The sequence below is a fragment of the Flavobacterium sp. MMLR14_040 genome, from assembly GCF_033657265.1.
In the GTDB taxonomy this organism is placed as follows: domain Bacteria; phylum Bacteroidota; class Bacteroidia; order Flavobacteriales; family Flavobacteriaceae; genus Flavobacterium.
This window is the reverse complement of sequence record NZ_JAWVWO010000001.1, coordinates 232261-249125: the sequence shown is the minus strand read 5'-3', so window position 1 is coordinate 249125 and position 16865 is coordinate 232261. Positions and strand designations below refer to the sequence as shown.

The window sequence follows — 16865 nt, the reverse complement described above, 5'->3', positions numbered from 1 at the left end:
TTGGATAAAATAGCTGTTGTCATTTTAAATTGGAACGGAGCAAAATTGTTAGAACAATTTTTACCTTCAATAATTCAGTTTTCAGAAGAAGCCACTATATATGTTGCAGATAATGCTTCTACAGATAATTCGATAGATTTTGTCAGGCAACATTTTCCAACAATAAAAATCATACAAAACAGCGGTAATCATGGTTTTGCAAAAGGATATAATGATGCTTTGAAAGAGGTAAATGCAGAAATTTATGCCTTAGTTAATTCTGATATTGAAGTAACGGAAAATTGGTTAAAACCTATTATTCATACCTTTGATTCTGAGAGACAAACCGCTATCATTCAGCCTAAAATTTTGGATTTCAAAAACAAAGAATACTTTGAATATGCCGGCGCAGCAGGTGGTTTTATAGACAAATACGGTTTCCCGTTTTGTCGCGGAAGAATTTTTGACACGCTTGAGAAAGACAATGGTCAATACGATGATAATTGTGAATTATTCTGGGCATCCGGAGCTTGTTTTTTTATTCGAAAAGAAGTCTATGAGGAATTAAAAGGATTTGATGAAACTTTTTTTGCACATCAGGAAGAAATCGATTTATGCTGGCGTGCTGCAAATGAAGGGCATATAATTAAATACAATTCACAATCAATTGTTTATCATGTTGGTGGCGCTACATTACAACAAGGAAACCCTAAAAAAACATTTTTGAATTTCAGAAATTCACTATTGATGTTAGTCAAAAATTTACCTAAAAAAGGTTTGTTTTTTGTGATTTTCTTTCGAATGATTTTGGATGGTATTGCCGCTATTCGTTTTCTTACACAAGGAAAATTTAAACATACTTTTGCTATTTTAAGAGCGCATTTTTCATTTTATTGTATATCTTTAAAATATCTCCGAGAGCGAAAAGATTTTCAGATACAGCAATACTATACCGTAAAAAGTATCGTTTACTTGTATTACGTTAAGAGATTGACTGTATTTAAAGAAATCTTTAACAGTAATCAAAATATTAAAAACTAAATTTGTAATTCAACGTTTAATTAAATATAATACCTATGAGAAAAATAGTTATCGCACTAACAGTATTAATGGCCTTAACTTCTTGTGTATCGAAAAAACAATACGCAGCATTAGAAGCTAAGAACAAAGAGACCCAAGATTTATTAAACTCTTGCACAGTTAAATTAAATTCTTGTCTTGAAGAAAAAGCAGGATTAGCAGCAACAGCTGAAAGTTATAAACAACACAATCAGGACTTAATAAACAGTTCAAAAGACTTAACTGTATTAACTACAAAAGGAGCTGAAAATCTTGAAAAATCTTTAGAAAGCTTAAAAGAAAAAGATTTAAAAATCTCAAGACTTCAAGATGCCTTAACTAAAAAAGACAGTGTTACTTTAGCTTTAGTTACAAGTTTAAAAGGAGCAGTTGGAATCAACGATCCGGATATCGAAATCAATGTTGAAAAAGGAGTTGTATTTATTTCTATCGCAGACAAATTATTATTTAAAAGCGGTAGCTATGATGTAACAGATGCAGCAAAAGGCGTTTTAGCTAAAGTTGCAAAAGTTGTAAACGACAAGCCTGATTTTGAATGTATGGTTGAAGGACACACAGATAACGTTCCTTACAAAAGCAATGGTGTTTTGTTAGACAACTGGGATTTAAGTGTTAAACGTTCTACTTCTATTGTTCGTGTATTAACAAATGACCTTGGTGTTAACCCTGCAAAATTAATTGCTGCTGGTAGAAGTTCATACATTCCATTAGTTGCAAACGATACTCCTGAAAACAAAGCACGTAACAGAAGAACTCGTATTGTTGTTATGCCAAAAATCGATCAATTCTATGATATGATTGAAAAAGAAATGAAAAAACAAGCTAAATAAATCTGGCATTTCATTTTATAATATACAAAAAGCAGGTCAATTGACCTGCTTTTATTTTACTCTTAACTTTTTTAATAACCAATTAAATGTTAATTAAGAATAGCATTATTTTTAAATTAACTAACTAAATTTTAACTATCCTAAAATTAGTTAAATATTTTAAATAATTATACTATTTCAGTATTTTTTTACAAAATATCTATATCACCCTTTCCTTCTCTTACAATAACGGGCTCATGCTCAGATAAATCGATAATTGTCGAACCAACATTATCTCCGTAACCACCATCAATTACCATATCAACAAGGTTTTGCCACTTCTCAAAAATTAATTCAGGATCTGTTGTATATTCAATTACGTCATCTTCATCACGAATAGAAGTCGAAACAATAGGATTCCCTAACTGGCGAACGATTTCCAAAGCAATATTATTATCAGGCACACGAATACCAACAGTAGTTTTCTTTTTAAACTCTTTTGGTAAATTATTATTACCCGGTAAAATAAACGTATAAGGTCCGGGCAAAGCTCTTTTTAGAATTTTAAAAGTAGAAGTATCAATCTGGCGCACATAATCTGACAAATTACTCAAATCATGGCAAATGAATGAAAAATTTGCTTTCTCTAATTTCACTCCTTTAATTTTTGCAATTTTCTCTAAAGCGCGAGAATTGGTAATATCGCAGCCTAAACCGTAAACAGTATCTGTTGGATAAATTACCAAACCTCCATTTTGAAGCACTTTTACAACCTTTGCAATCGCAGCTTCACTAGGTTTATCGGGATATATTTTTATGAACTCAGCCATTTAGTTTTTTGTTTAAAGTGTTATTTGTTTCAGGTTTCAAGTTTAAAAACTTTGCGTAAATCCTTGCGAACTTTGCGGTTAAATTTATGTTCAAAGTCAAGCAACCTGAAACTTGAAACTTTTTTTATCCTATCACATCCAATTTAGCAAATCTCAGCAAGAGCTTTTTAATTCCGCCTACTTCAAATTTTATTTCGGCTTTCTTATCAGCTCCAACACCTTCAAGGCTGATAACTTCACCTTTGCCAAAACGTTCATGCATCACAACATTTCCAACCGTTAATTTACTGTCGAATAAATTTGCACCGGTAGAAGTTGGCGCATTTCCAGCAACAGGTTTTAGTTTTCGAATATTCAAATCCGGTTTTGGTTCGTTATCCGTAATGTGTTTTGGCGGAGTTCCTCCAACCGGTTTCGCCAATCGTAATTTTGATTTATCTACATCTCCAAAAATATCACCGTCAATCATTGGTTTATAGCGATAATTACTTTCTGCAGGCGTTAAATATTCTAAATATTGCGGATCAATTTCTTCAATAAAACGAGATGGTTCACTGTCCGTCAGTTTTCCCCAACGGTAACGCGATTGAGCGTAAGTTAAATACGCCTGATGTTCTGCGCGAGTTAAAGCTACGTAAAATAATCGACGTTCTTCTTCCAATTCACTTCTTGTACTCATACTCATTGCACTCGGGAACAAATCTTCTTCCATTCCCACCACAAAAACATGCGGAAACTCCAATCCTTTTGCAAGGTGAATTGTCATCAGCGCCACACGATCCTCGTCACTTGTATCTTTATCCAAATCCGTTGCAAGTGCTACATCTTCCATAAATTCAGAAAGTGCTCCTCTTGCCCCGTCAATTTCTCTTTGTCCTTCAGTAAAATCTTTTATACCATTTAAAAGTTCTTCGATATTCTGAATTTTCGCCATTCCTTCCGGAGTAGCATCTTTCTTTAATTCCTGAACCAGACCTGTTTTTTTAGCCACATGATCTGTAATATAAAAAGCATCCTGATTTTCATTGATTACCTGAAAACTCTGAATCATCGTCACAAAATCATTCAATTTATTCTTTGTTCCCGTGTTCAGTTTCAAATCAATTTTATCAATATTCACCATTACCTCCCAAATCGAACGTTTGTAATGATTCGCGGCAATAGTTAGTTTTTCAACAGTTGTATCTCCAATTCCACGCGCCGGATAATTGATCACACGAATCAATGCTTCTTCATCTTTCGGATTAATTATCAAACGCAGATAACACAAAACATCTTTGATTTCTTTACGTTGATAAAAAGACAATCCGCCATAAATTCTGTACGGAATATCACGTTTTCTTAAAGCATCCTCCATCGCACGCGACTGGGCATTAGTACGATACAAAATTGCAAAAGCTCCGTTATGAAGCTGGTTTTGCATTTTCTGTTCAAAAATGGTACTGGCTACAAAACGTCCTTCCTCGGCATCCGTCAAACTGCGGTGAACCTTAATTTTTGCTCCAAAATCATTTGCCGTCCAAACAACTTTATCCAGTTTGGTTTTATTATGCTCCATGATAGTATTTGCCGCTTCCACAATATTTCGCGTCGAACGGTAATTTTGCTCCAAACGAAACATTACAACACCTTCATAATCTTTTTGGAAATTCAGGATATTATTAATGTTCGCTCCGCGGAAAGCATAAATACTCTGGGCATCATCTCCAACCACACAAATATTCTGAAATTTATCTGATAAAGCCCTAACAATCAAATACTGAGAGTGATTTGTATCCTGGTACTCATCAACCAAAATATAACGGAAACGATTTTGATATTTTGCTAAAACTTCTGGAAAGCGAGTCAGCAATTCATTGGTTTTCAATAATAAATCATCAAAATCCATTGCACCGGCTTTAAAACAGCGCTCTACGTATTGCTGGTAAATTTCACCCAATCTTGGTCTTTTTGCCATTGCATCGGCTTCAACAAGTTCGGGATTATTAAAATAGGCTTTTACGGTAATTAAGCTGTTTTTATAACTCGAAATTCGGCCTAAAATCTGTTTAGGTTTATAAATATCACGATCCAGCTGCATTTCCTTAATAATCGAAGAAATAAGTCTCGCCGAATCCTGTGAATCGTAAATTGTAAAATTGGAAGGATAACCCAAATGATCTGACTCTGAACGCAGTATACGGGCAAAAATCGAGTGAAAAGTTCCCATCCATAAGTTCTTAGCCTCAGTTGCACCCACAATATCCGAAATCCTGTGTTTCATTTCACGGGCCGCTTTATTCGTAAAAGTAAGCGATAAAATGTTGAATGCATCAACACCCTGGGCCATTAAATAAGCAATTCTAATCGTTAAAACACGGGTTTTTCCAGATCCTGCACCAGCAATAATAATCATTGGCCCATCTTTCTTTAAAACGGGTTCTCGTTGCGCTTCGTTGAGCTGGTCAATATATTTTTGCATGAAATTTTTCTCCTTTTATGCAAAAATAAGAATTAAAAAAGAAAGTTCCTAAGATACTAAGGTTCTGAGATGCTAAGTTTTTTTTCTTAAGATTCTGAGTTTTGGTATGCTATTTTTTTTATTCCGAAGCAGAACAATAGGCATTTTAATAAACATAGTTCCCGCTTTCGGCTATATCTCTTCGTTCCACTGCGAGGATACCGCCTCTATCGGGGCTAGATTCAAACAATTGGCTTTTTTTATAAAAAGTTACTGAGATGCTAAGATCCTAAGTTTTTTTGCTAAAACAATAGAAACTTAGTACAGCAATACAAGTTTTAAATACTATACATAATTCTTAGCTTTTCTTTAAACTCCGAAAAATCAATTGTTCTACATGCGTTTATATCTTCTTCGCTTTTTTGAAGTCCCTCAATCAACTTCTCTAAATTTTTATTATCTGTTTCAGTCATTTTATAAAATATTGTAAATATTCAAACAAAAATAATTAATTTTTCTTACAATAAAAATCCCGCAAACAATTAAAAAGTATAAAAACTTAGAACCTTAGCAACTTAGTATCTTAGCATTTCTATTTAAAAAACACATCATAAGCAAAACGTATCAAAGTCCCTATTACCACAACTAAAAAGAAGATTCGAATAAAACCATTTCCTTTATTGATCGCTAATTTTGCTCCAAGCCAACCGCCAAGTCCGTTGCTAATTGCCATCGGAATTGCTATTGACCAAATGATTTTTCCTTTTATCATAAACAAACAAATCGAACCAAAATTAGTGGCAAGATTTACCATTTTGGCATTTGCCGAAGCATGCAGAAAATCAAAACCTAATAACGCAATAAAAGCAACTACAAAAAAACTGCCCGTTCCAGGACCTATAAAACCATCATAAAAACCGACAATTACACTAATTACAACGGCATAAATTACCTGAGTTGTTGCCGAATGGTCTTTTTCGACATGCTGACCAAAATTTTTCTTTGCATAAGTATATACAAACAGCAAAGACAAAACCACAAGTAATAATGGTTTCATAAAATCATTGCTAACCATCGTTAAGATCGTAGAACCTAAAAACGCAGATGGAACCGCCAAACACATCATGATCAAAAGTAATTTCCATTGAATCACTACTTTTTTCAAATATTGAAAAGCTGCAAAAGCAGTTCCGGTGAAAGCAGGTAATTTTAAAGTTCCAATAACAGTAGAAACTGGCAAATTTGGTAATAAAATCAATCCCATTGGGGTTTGGATTAATCCACCGCCGCCTACAATAGCATCAATAAATCCTGCAGCAAAAGCAGCTAAACAAAGTAAAATAATGATGTATGATTCCATTTATATTGGGTTTCAGCAGGTTTAAAGAATTGTGCACAAAAGTAGGCTTCCATTTCATTTATTACAATAAAAAATAATGTTGTTTTCTCCTCAAAAAGTATATTTTTGTTGAAAAATTATTCAAATGGATTTTACAAGAATTATAGAATTAGCCAGTTATACTCTACCCGCCATCGTGACCGGATTTGTAGCTTACAGTTTTTTTGAATTACATATTAAAAACAACGATAAAAAACGTGCCTTTTTATTAAATAAAGAATATCAGAAACAATCATTACCAATACGTTTACAGGCTTACGAACGTATGACTTTATATTTAGAGCGTATAAACCTAACAAAATTATTGATTAGAGTTGTGCCAATATCAAACGAAAAACACGATTATGAAAACTTCGTAATCGACCAAATCGAACAAGAATTCGAGCATAATTTAACACAGCAAATTTACATGTCTGATGAATGTTGGACAATCATTACAACAGCTAAAAACTCAACTATTCAAATTATTCGTAAAGCTGCCATGAGCGACCGTGTTGACAGCGCAGATAAATTACGTGAAGTGATTTTGAATGATTTATTAGAGAAACAATCTCCTAGTAATGCTGCGTTGGGATATATCAAGAATGAAGTTGCAGATTTGTGGTAAGAAAATAATTTTAGAGTTCAGATTTTAGATTTTAGATTTTTGTAAAGATGAAAAATTAATTTCATTTTTAGCAATCTAAAATCTAAAATCAACAATCTAAAATTACCTGTTATCACTCATAACTTCAGACTTATTCTGAGCATATTCATAACCTTGTTCCCACCATTCTTTCATTACTTCTTTATTGAAAATAAGTGCATTGTCAGTCAGTTTTGTGGGCGTGTAATATAAGTTAAGTTTTACATTTTTGTTGTTTGCCATAAGTTTTCCTATAGCAATATCATGTTTCTCTACCTGATCTAAGGCAATTCGGAACAAATCAATCATTAGCGAAAACGGGTTTTTTCCAATAACCATTTTGTCCATATTCACTTCTGTTTCGAGGATAATAACGTCGATTTCTGTGGCACCGCGGTTAATAGCTTCACGAATAGGAACCAAACTCGAAAATCCTCCATCACCATATTCGTAATTGTTTTTTTCAACCAAACTCATAAACGGAACATAATTACTCGAAATCCAAGACCAGTCGCAAAACTCTTCATAGCTACAATCTTTTATAGATTTATATTCTGATTCATTTTTGGTAAAATTGGTTACCGTTATAATTACATCATTATTTAGTTTTTTCAGCTTATTAAAATCCGTAAGGCTAAAATTATTCTTAATGTACTTTCTTAAACCTTTGCTTTCGCCAAATGTTCTTTTTCCTTTAAAAAACTGACGTAAAACATTGAAGTGATTTATCGTTACAATATCAACACCATCTTTGGTTTTAACTACAAACGGACAAATATTGAAAATACTTGACATGGTAACATTAGTATAAACAGAGTGGATTTTTTTAATATGCCCCAAGGCTAAATGCGGAATCAGTAAACTTCCTGTCGAAGTTCCCAGAAACAAATCGTATTCGTGATTTTTTTCTTCTATTAAATATTGTGCAACTCCGCCGGCAAATGCGCCTTTGCTGCCACCACCTGAAATAACCAATGCTCTCATAAATTTAATGTAGGTATTATTTTGTTTTTGGGCTTTTTTTTTAGAGAATAGAGTAAAGAATATAGAAAAAAGACTAAAAGCTATGCGCAAAAATCTATATTTTTTGCTCTACTCTCTTTGTTCTTTTCTCTATTCTCTTCTTACTCTTTCAATAAACGATTTAACTGAAACTGTTCATCGGGGGTCAAATTAGGTAAAATTCTATCAAATGAAGCACGCATTTCAGGTTTTTTTAATAAAAATCGAATCGTGTCTCTTCCAAATTTCGAAAATTGCCACATATGATGCGTTGTAGAACTAACCAAATTACTGAGAACCTGATCGTTAATTATTTTAAATGCGATTAATTTTTCAAGAGCATTTTGTCGTGTTGTGGCTTCATATTTATTAGATGAAAACGAAATTAATTCAGCAATCAAATCTTCTGAATTCTCAGTATAATTTGGAGTTGATAACGCCAGTGAAAGCCACATCGTACGAAGATTATAATCATTAAAACCTATCCAGTTTTTCGATTTATCTAAGTAAGCATTGCGCTGATCCGGAAAGTTTTTCCATAACCAATACAAAGCAATTTCTTGCGTTTGATATGATTTGTCATTCAGTAAAGTTTCATATTCTGATCTAAATTCTTCGGGAATTTTGGTTAAAGTAGTCGCAACAGCCTGCCTAATTTGTATATTATTGGTTTGTAAAGCCAAAAGCAAAAGTTCTTTCTTGGCTTCAAACTTTTCATTTTCTAATTGATCAACAGTTGCTTCTTTAACAGCATAATAAACATCTGATTTCAAAGTATTTCTTAAAAAATCAAGCTTTTCGGCTATTGGTGTCTTTTTCAATTTATCAACTTCCAGCCGAATTTGAATTGCTTTATTTTTGCTCAACAAAGCATTTGCAGCAGCAGTATCAAAAACAGTAGATTCCAGCCAGGTTTTTTGAAACTGAACCAAATCAAAATTGGATACTTCTTTTATTTCGTCAAAGAAATTTTGAGTATTCACGTTTTGATAAGCATATTTTTTCAAATAACTTTTTACGGCTTTCTTAAATGCTTTATCACCAATTGATTCATGTAAAACAAATAAAGCCCAGGCACCTTTTTCATAAAAAGTAAGCGAGCTCGCTTTGGCATTTAAAACCGGAATTGTGTCAGTTCTCGAAGCAAATTTTATTTGTTGGGCGGTGTCGTATAATTTCGAGTAAAAATAGTCATCACCATAAATTTCTCTTTCGGCCAAAGCAGCATAATAGGTTGCAAAACCTTCCTGAAGCCAATGATGTGTGCTGCTTTCGGCTGTTATTAAATCTCCAAACCAATGGTGTGCCAATTCATGCGCGTCGACATTAGTATAATTTCGATCTTCAAAACCAATTGAATCAACTACATAACGGGTTGCAAAAAGTGTTGCTGTTGTGTTTTCCATTCCTGCATATAGAAAATCGCGAACCGGAATTTCTCTATAAATTCCCCATGGATAACTGACCCCTATTTCTTTTTCCAAAAAATCAAAAATACGTTTCGAATAACGGTATGTTGGCTCAAAACGATTTGCATCTTTATTTTCTAAATAATATTCTAACGGAATTTTAGATTTTGCAGTAAATTCTTTTTTATCATATTTTCCAATGGCAAGCATCAATAAATAAGAACTCATTGGATTTTTCATCTGGTATTGCCAATGAATTGAATCTCCGCTTGACGATTTATCTTTCAAAATTCCGTTTGAAACAACCTGATAATCTTTGTTATAAGTAATTCCCAGATTAAAAATCAATTTTTCATTCACATCATCAAAGCTTGGAAACCAATTGCTGGTGTATCTTCCCTGCCCTTGTGTCCAGATTTGAACTTCTGCATTTTCGATATCTACAAAATACAAAGCCTGTTTTGGTTTTACAGCGTAATCAAAAGTAAGATGATTTTGTCCTTTTTGAAAGTTGTCAATAATTTGCAATTGTTTACCGGTATTAATAAAAATCACCTCTTTTTGGTTGATTGCAACCTTAGAAAATTCCATGTTTTTAGCATCAATTTTTATGGTGTCTAAAGGTTTTAAAACCTCAAATTCGTAATCTACGGATCCGGAAACAGATTTTTCTTTGGCATTTAATTTCAATTGTCCGTTTACCGATTTAAAATCGACAAATTGTGTTTGTTGTGCAAATATGAAAGTAGTAAATAATAGTAGGATATATTTCATTGAAATTTTGAATTTATAGAATCTGTGTCCCAAGATCTTGGATTTGCTTTTATGTAATTGTATATGGTCTCGAATCGTTTATGATTTCTAACAATATGATCGTGATAATTGGTTTGCCATATTTTTTTGCTATTTATATTGGCAATTTGTCTGTTTTTATACAAATCATTTATTTGTTTTGTGGTAACAGATTTAAATATAGCAACAAAAGATGAAATTGAATTTGATTTTCTGGATAATTTTGATTGTGATTGATTCGTATTTTTATTTACGGTTTTATCCACGCCCTGTATGTGTAGAGACGCACAGCAGTGCGTCTCCGCAACGTTTGACACAACGTGTGTTTCAATGTTTGTTTCAACGTTTGCCTCAATCTTTGTCGATGTGCCGGGCGTAGACGCACTGCAGTGCGTCTCTACGATATGCGTTGTGGTTACGATTTCGTTTTGATTTTGAATTTGAATTTGATTTTCTTTTTGAATTTCTTTTTGAATTTCATTTTCATTTTGAATTTCAATCAACAAATGAATATGATTTGGCATAACAATCCAATTATGAAAAAACCAGTCTTTGCGAATTTTAATCGATTTTAAAAGCTCATTTTCAACAATTTGCCCAACATTATTCAAAATCATTTTGTCGTCTACAACAGACCCAAAAATACATTTACGATCTTCTGTAGTTATCGTAATAAAATAAACGGCTTGATTCGAATAATCCCAATTTTGTAATCGATTTGAATTGGTTTTATATTTATCTTGAAATAATGACATTATTAGGCGTATAAATATTCAAAGTTACAAAGGTTTAATCAACAAATCGAATGAAATTTGTATGTTTACGATAGAAAATTACAACATCGTGTTAAAACAAAAAAAAGCCATATTCAATTGGAGCAGCGGTAAAGATTCTGCACTTACATTATATAAAATACTGCAAAATCCTGAATATAAGATCGAATATCTTTTAACAAGCGTAAACCAGCAATTTCAACGAATTTCGATGCATGGCGTTCGGGTCGAATTGTTAGAATCACAATCGAAAAGCATCGGGATTCCGTTAAAAATTTTGCAGATTCCGGAAATGCCAACCATGGAAGTTTACGAAAATGTAATGACAGAAACTTTAACGGAATTAAAGAACGAAGGAATTACACATTCTGTTTTTGGGGATATTTTTCTCGAAGATTTACGAAAATATCGCGAAGATCAATTGTCCAGAATTGGTTTTGAAGGTGTTTTTCCTATCTGGAAAATTCCAACGCAAAATTTGATACAGGAATTTATTGCTTTAGGATTTAAAACTATTGTAGTTTGCGTAAACGAACGTTTTTTAGATAAAAGTTTTGTCGGACGAATTATCGATCAGGATTTCATTAATGATCTACCCGATAACGTTGATGTATGTGGCGAAAACGGCGAATTTCATACTTTTACTTTTGACGGACCTATTTTCTCAGAACCCGTAAATTTCGAAATTGGAGAAATTGTTTATAGAAAATATGAAAAATCCGGAAATGAAGATACTTCAAATACAGCCTGCGATACAAATACAGTCGATCCTTTTGATTTCGGATTTTGGTATTGCGATTTAATACCAAAATAAAGAAAGTTTGCCACGAATTGCACTAATTTTCGCGAATTAATTTGTGTTAATTCGTGCAATTCGTGGCAAAAAACTCTTACTCATTATTATAGATTGCAAGCAAATTCGTAACCGTATTCCAGTTTCGCATGGTTACAATGACATTTAGTTTTTTTTCGATATACTTTCCTTCCAATCTGGTTTTTCCGGCACCAATATCATATTTAATAAAAATCCTGTTGCCGTCTATACTGGCTTCATCGGGTTTAAACTGACTGATTTTTAAGTCATTTATGTTTTCTTTTTTCAAAACAGTTGAGACAAAAGCAACATAGAGTTTTTTAGTGTCAATATCTTTTTCCTTAAAGAAAGGGTTGTTTGCAAAACACAATTCCAGATCTTCTTTCGTAATCACAATCGTAGGAACTTCGTGTCCAAAAACTTTAAAAATTTCCTGCTTGATCATAAAACCCACTTTTGAAGCTTCTTCTTCGCTTTCTACAAAAACATTTCCGGATTGTAGATACGTTCTCACGTTTTGAAAACCAATATTTTCCAACATTGTTTTCAAAGCTTCCATTTTCATCATGTTATGTCCCGAGACATTGATGCCGCGCAGAAGTGCTAAATGTGTTGTCATTTTTCAAAATTTAAAACTCAAAGATATAATTTTTAAAACTTTGACAACAATTAGAAACAGTTTCATTTTAATGGATACTTTTCATTGTAGTTTCTTTCTTCCGGGATTTAAAATTCTCTATTAAATATTTTCATTTTGAAAGACAGTATATTCTTTGCCAGATTCTAAGCGCTTTCTTCCTTCCTGAGTATAAAAAACAGGTGGAAAATATTGATATGTGTTTTTAGCTCTCAATGGAGATTGCTCAATTTGAGAATTTAAATTTTGAGACAGATAATAAACGTCAAAGTCCAATCTATATTCCTTTTTATTATATTTTTCAATTATTCCTAATTCAGTTTGTGCATTAACTGTTTGTCCAAGTTGGACAAAGATTCCATCTTTTTTGAAACCTTTATACATTGCAAAAGTCCCGTCTTCATGTTCTATCACCACTTGATTTCTTCTGGAAGTAAATTGTGCATCTAAAACTGAATTGTCGTTGTATTGATTATCGATTAAAACAACAATACCTTTTCTCATACTACATATCGTATCTGGTTTATTTGTAGCGACAGCATAAGATTTCCAATCTGGGAACCTTTCTAAACCAAAATATTTTTGACCTGCATATTCTGCTTCAAATATTTTTATTTTTTTGCCATTTTTGAAAGGAAGTACATATTTAAATAAATTATCAATCTTCGGATTTACAGCTCCTAAAGTGGCAATGTACTGAATCGAATAAGTAATATTTTGATTTTTATCTACTGGCTCAAGTTTCATAATAAATCCTGAATTATCACATATTACTTTTTCGTAAGTACTAACATTACAATTACTTAAATTTGAAAATTCAATGTTTAAGGTATAACTTCCCGGATTTTTCTTTTCATAAAATAAATCAACACTTTTATCTGAATTTTCTATTGATAAGATTGAAATATTTTGACTTTGAGCTAATAAATTTGAATTCGTCAACAAAAAGAATGAAACAATTAGTAAATAAAGAATTTTATTATTCATTTGTGGTTTATTTAATGGTTAACTTAAAAATAAAATTAATCCTACAATAATACAATAAAAAAGTATAACACAATATTTTTCTTACATTTTTTCTTATCACTATTTAGTTTTTAAAATTCCTAATTAAAATCTATCTTCGCTATCCTAAATAGAAAAAAGAATTTAGAACAAAGAATTATAGACAAAATTCCTTACTCTATATTCTTACTTCTATTTTATAAAGTCTATCCCGAAGTTTCGGGACTAAAATCTAAGAAGTCTAAAAAATGTCTAATAATCTCCTCGAAACCCCAATCGAATACTTAAAAGGTGTTGGCCCAAGCCGTGGCCAGTTGCTTCGTAAAGAATTGGGTATTCATAAATATGGAGATTTAATTAATTTTTTTCCGAATCGATATATTGACAGGACGCGTTATTATAAAATAAATGAACTTCAAAACACAGGCTCTGAAGTTCAGATTATTGGAAAAATCATCAACATTAAAACGGTTGAGTTTGCAAAGAATAAAAAACGTTTGGTTGCCACTTTTGTGGACGATACAGGACAAATTGACCTGAATTGGTTTCAGGGACATAAATGGATTCGCGAGAGTTTAAAAATAAATGAAGTTTGTGTAATTTTTGGAAAATGTTCCCTTTACGGAAGTCAGTTTAGTATGGCACATCCGGAAATTGAATTGCTGAGCGAGCACGAAAAAAGCCTTCGTTCTGCGATGCAGCCTGTTTATCCTTCAACAGAAACACTCACAAATCGCGGAATTTCGAACCGAACGATCAATAAATTAATGCAGCAATTGTTTATTGAAACTCAGGCATTGTTTTCTGAAACATTTCCAGCTTATTTAATCGAAGAATTAAAACTGATTTCGAAAAAAGCCGCTTTATTCAATATTCATTTTCCAAAAAGCACTGAGGCTTTGGCGAAAGCCCAATTCCGATTGAAATTTGAAGAATTGTTTTTTATTCAACTACAATTAATTACCAAAAATCTCATTAGAAAACATAAAATAAAGGGGCATCCGTTTAGTAAAGTGGGTGAATTTTTTAATGAATTCTACCAGAATCATTTGCCTTTTGAACTTACAAATGCACAAAAACGTGTGGTTAAGGAAATCCGTTCTGATATGGGAAGTAATGCCCAAATGAACCGATTATTACAGGGTGATGTGGGTTCTGGAAAAACAATTGTCGCATTTTTAAGCATGCTTTTGGCAATGGATAACGGGTTTCAGGCTTGTTTGATGGCGCCAACAGAAATTCTTGCCAATCAGCATTTTATTGGTTTATCCGAATTGGCCGTAACTTTAAATCTTAACATAAAAATATTAACCGGTTCTACCAAAACAGCAGCCCGAAGAATAATTCATGAAGAGCTTGAAAACGGCAGTTTGCATATTTTGATTGGAACACATGCTTTGCTGGAAGATAAAGTAAAATTTAAAAATTTAGGTTTGGCCGTAATTGATGAGCAGCACCGTTTTGGAGTGGAACAGCGTTCTAAACTGTGGAAGAAAAATGATATTCCGCCACATGTTTTGGTGATGACCGCCACGCCTATTCCCAGAACTTTGGCAATGAGTTTATATGGCGATCTTGATATTTCTGTTATCGATGAGTTGCCTCCCGGCAGAAAACCAATTCAGACTGTTCATCGATTTGACAGTAACCGATTGAAAGTATGGAAATTCCTCAGAGATGAAATTGCAAAAGGGAGACAAATTTATATCGTTTATCCGCTGATTCAGGAATCAGAAAAAATGGATTTTAAGGATTTAATGGATGGCTATGAAAGTATTTCACGTGATTTTCCACTTCCTCAATATTCAATTTCAATCTTGCACGGAAAAATGAAACCTGCGGATAAAGATGCCGAAATGAAACGTTTTTCTGAAGGGAAAACCAATATTATGGTCGCAACAACCGTGATAGAAGTTGGCGTAAATGTACCCAACGCCAGTGTTATGATTATCGAAAGCGCCGAACGTTTTGGTTTGTCTCAGCTTCACCAGTTGCGTGGCCGTGTGGGTCGTGGCGCCGAACAGAGTTATTGTATTCTGATGACAAGCCATAAATTAAGTGCCGATAGTAAAACCAGAATGGAAACTATGGTTCAAACCAATGATGGTTTTGAAATTGCCGAAGTCGATCTTAAACTTCGTGGTCCGGGAGATTTGATGGGAACGCAGCAAAGTGGTGTTTTAAACCTGCAAATTGCTGATATTGTTCGTGATCGTGATATTTTGGGCCTGGCCAGAAATTATGCCATGATGATTTTAAAAAATGACGCACCTCTCCAAAAACCAGAACATGCAACCCTAAAAGCTGTCTTCATAGAATTAACGAAGAAAAAAAATATTTGGAATTATATTAGTTAAGGTACAAAGGCGCAAAGGTATAGAGGAACAAAGGTTTAATTTCAAACTTAAAATTAAAAGCTTAGATACTCAATATCTTTGTGCCTTTGCCACTTTGAGCCTAAAGAAAAAAAAAACTTCACTGTATCAAAACATTCATTTACCGTTATGGTAAGATTGATTTAAATTTGTTGGGGAGCAAATTTGAAGTTGAATATTTTATAGATACAATGAAGTACAGCGTCATGTTTAATCTTCAAAATAATTTACTATTATTTTTTTGTATTTTTCTTTTCAAAAAAACCATTAAAAAAGCCTTTACTTACTTTATTCTTGTCGTCTTTACCTGTTGCAACCAGATGATCAACATATTCCATGTATGTTTTTTTGCGTTCTTCCAGAAAACCAACCAAATAATCCTCAGAAGCCCCTATTCCGCTAACTTCTTCAATATGTATTAGTTTTTTGTACAAAGGTTCTATAAATTTTACGATAATAGTTTCGGGCACTGATTTTCTGGTTCCAAAATATCCAACAATTTCTCCATCTCCATCGGCAATGATCTTAAAATCGGTAATTACCCAATAGTATCTGCCTGTTTTAGACATGTTTTTGATAATCGCATGAATATTTTCGCCTGATTTAATACTATCCCATAAAAATTTAAAAATCACTTTTGGCATGTCCGGATGACGGATAACGTTGTGCGGCTGTCCGATCAGTTCAAATTCATCATAACCAGAAACGTCAATAAAAGCCTCGTTGGCATATAAAATGGTTCCTTTTGTATCTGTTTTACTTAGTAACACTTTAGTTTTATTCCAATCAACTTCTCTGTCAGATGGTGTCGGGCGAGTAATTCTGGTATCCATAAATCTTGTGTTTAAAATTAATATGTATTACGTTTTACGTATAAAATGATATTTCCTACGCTT

Annotated in this window: 15 protein-coding genes; 5 read left to right on the top strand and 10 right to left on the bottom strand. The window is 32.9% G+C overall.

The annotated features are described in order from the left end of the window. Both SD960_RS01170 and SD960_RS01165 read left to right on the top strand, forming a co-directional pair. Nucleotides 1–1020: a glycosyltransferase family 2 protein gene (locus SD960_RS01170; RefSeq protein WP_318800398.1), complete on the top strand. Its 1020-nt coding sequence runs from the start codon at nucleotides 1–3 to the stop codon at nucleotides 1018–1020. Between the two features lie 35 nt (nucleotides 1021–1055). After that, nucleotides 1056–1889: a flagellar motor protein MotB gene (locus SD960_RS01165; RefSeq protein ID WP_318800396.1), complete on the top strand. Its 834-nt coding sequence runs from the start codon at nucleotides 1056–1058 to the stop codon at nucleotides 1887–1889. A gap of 188 nt (nucleotides 1890–2077) precedes the next feature. On the opposite strand, the gene SD960_RS01160 is transcribed toward SD960_RS01165, so the two are convergent. From SD960_RS01160 to SD960_RS01145, 4 genes are all read right to left on the bottom strand, one after another. Next, nucleotides 2078–2698 (bottom strand): L-threonylcarbamoyladenylate synthase, encoded by a 621-nt coding sequence (locus SD960_RS01160; protein ID WP_318800395.1) that lies wholly within the window; start codon nucleotides 2696–2698, stop codon nucleotides 2078–2080. Between the two features lie 124 nt (nucleotides 2699–2822). Then, a complete protein-coding gene (locus SD960_RS01155; RefSeq protein ID WP_318800394.1) occupies nucleotides 2823–5159 on the bottom strand; it encodes an ATP-dependent helicase in 2337 nt (778 codons plus the stop codon). Between the two features lie 317 nt (nucleotides 5160–5476). Beyond that, on the bottom strand, nucleotides 5477–5611 hold the full coding sequence (locus SD960_RS01150) for a hypothetical protein (RefSeq protein ID WP_318800392.1): 135 nt from the start codon (nucleotides 5609–5611) through the stop codon (nucleotides 5477–5479). Between the two features lie 119 nt (nucleotides 5612–5730). Then, nucleotides 5731–6498, bottom strand: a complete 768-nt coding sequence (locus SD960_RS01145) for a sulfite exporter TauE/SafE family protein (RefSeq protein WP_318800391.1) — start codon at nucleotides 6496–6498, stop codon at nucleotides 5731–5733. A 124-nt stretch (nucleotides 6499–6622) separates the two neighbouring features. Here SD960_RS01145 and SD960_RS01140 point away from each other — a divergent pair, with 124 nt between their 5' ends. Further along, the gene (locus SD960_RS01140; RefSeq protein WP_318800390.1) at nucleotides 6623–7144 is read left to right on the top strand and encodes a hypothetical protein; all 522 of its coding nucleotides are present in this window, start codon (nucleotides 6623–6625) and stop codon (nucleotides 7142–7144) included. A 102-nt stretch (nucleotides 7145–7246) separates the two neighbouring features. On the opposite strand, the gene SD960_RS01135 is transcribed toward SD960_RS01140, so the two are convergent. From SD960_RS01135 to SD960_RS01125, 3 genes are all read right to left on the bottom strand, one after another. Then, nucleotides 7247–8146, bottom strand: coding sequence for a patatin-like phospholipase family protein (locus SD960_RS01135; RefSeq protein ID WP_318800388.1), 900 nt, complete (start codon nucleotides 8144–8146; stop codon nucleotides 7247–7249). Nucleotides 8147–8286: 140 nt separating this feature from the next. Then, nucleotides 8287–10347, bottom strand: coding sequence for a M1 family metallopeptidase (locus SD960_RS01130; protein WP_318800387.1), 2061 nt, complete (start codon nucleotides 10345–10347; stop codon nucleotides 8287–8289). Further along, nucleotides 10344–11120, bottom strand: a complete 777-nt coding sequence (locus SD960_RS01125; RefSeq protein WP_318800385.1) for a transposase — start codon at nucleotides 11118–11120, stop codon at nucleotides 10344–10346. The genes SD960_RS01130 and SD960_RS01125 overlap by 4 nt, the downstream gene beginning before the upstream one ends. A gap of 61 nt (nucleotides 11121–11181) precedes the next feature. Here SD960_RS01125 and SD960_RS01120 point away from each other — a divergent pair, with 61 nt between their 5' ends. After that, entirely contained in the window at nucleotides 11182–11952 is a 771-nt protein-coding gene (locus tag SD960_RS01120; RefSeq protein ID WP_318800383.1) for a diphthine--ammonia ligase, read from the top strand. Nucleotides 11953–12028: 76 nt separating this feature from the next. Here the strand turns inward: SD960_RS01120 and SD960_RS01115 are convergent, their stop codons facing one another. Together SD960_RS01115 and SD960_RS01110 are read right to left on the bottom strand one after the other, a co-directional pair. Beyond that, the gene (locus SD960_RS01115) at nucleotides 12029–12571 is read right to left on the bottom strand and encodes a DUF1697 domain-containing protein (RefSeq protein WP_318800382.1); all 543 of its coding nucleotides are present in this window, start codon (nucleotides 12569–12571) and stop codon (nucleotides 12029–12031) included. A 120-nt stretch (nucleotides 12572–12691) separates the two neighbouring features. Next, nucleotides 12692–13576 (bottom strand): hypothetical protein, encoded by an 885-nt coding sequence (locus SD960_RS01110; RefSeq protein WP_318800381.1) that lies wholly within the window; start codon nucleotides 13574–13576, stop codon nucleotides 12692–12694. Nucleotides 13577–13842: 266 nt separating this feature from the next. Between SD960_RS01110 and recG the strand changes: the two genes are divergently transcribed. Beyond that, complete coding sequence (gene recG, locus SD960_RS01105; protein WP_318800380.1) at nucleotides 13843–15951, top strand: ATP-dependent DNA helicase RecG; 2109 nt, start codon at nucleotides 13843–13845, stop codon at nucleotides 15949–15951. 251 nt (nucleotides 15952–16202) lie between these two features. On the opposite strand, the gene SD960_RS01100 is transcribed toward recG, so the two are convergent. After that, the gene (locus SD960_RS01100; protein ID WP_318800379.1) at nucleotides 16203–16802 is read right to left on the bottom strand and encodes a PAS domain-containing protein; all 600 of its coding nucleotides are present in this window, start codon (nucleotides 16800–16802) and stop codon (nucleotides 16203–16205) included. Between the last annotated feature and the right edge of the window lie 63 nt (nucleotides 16803–16865).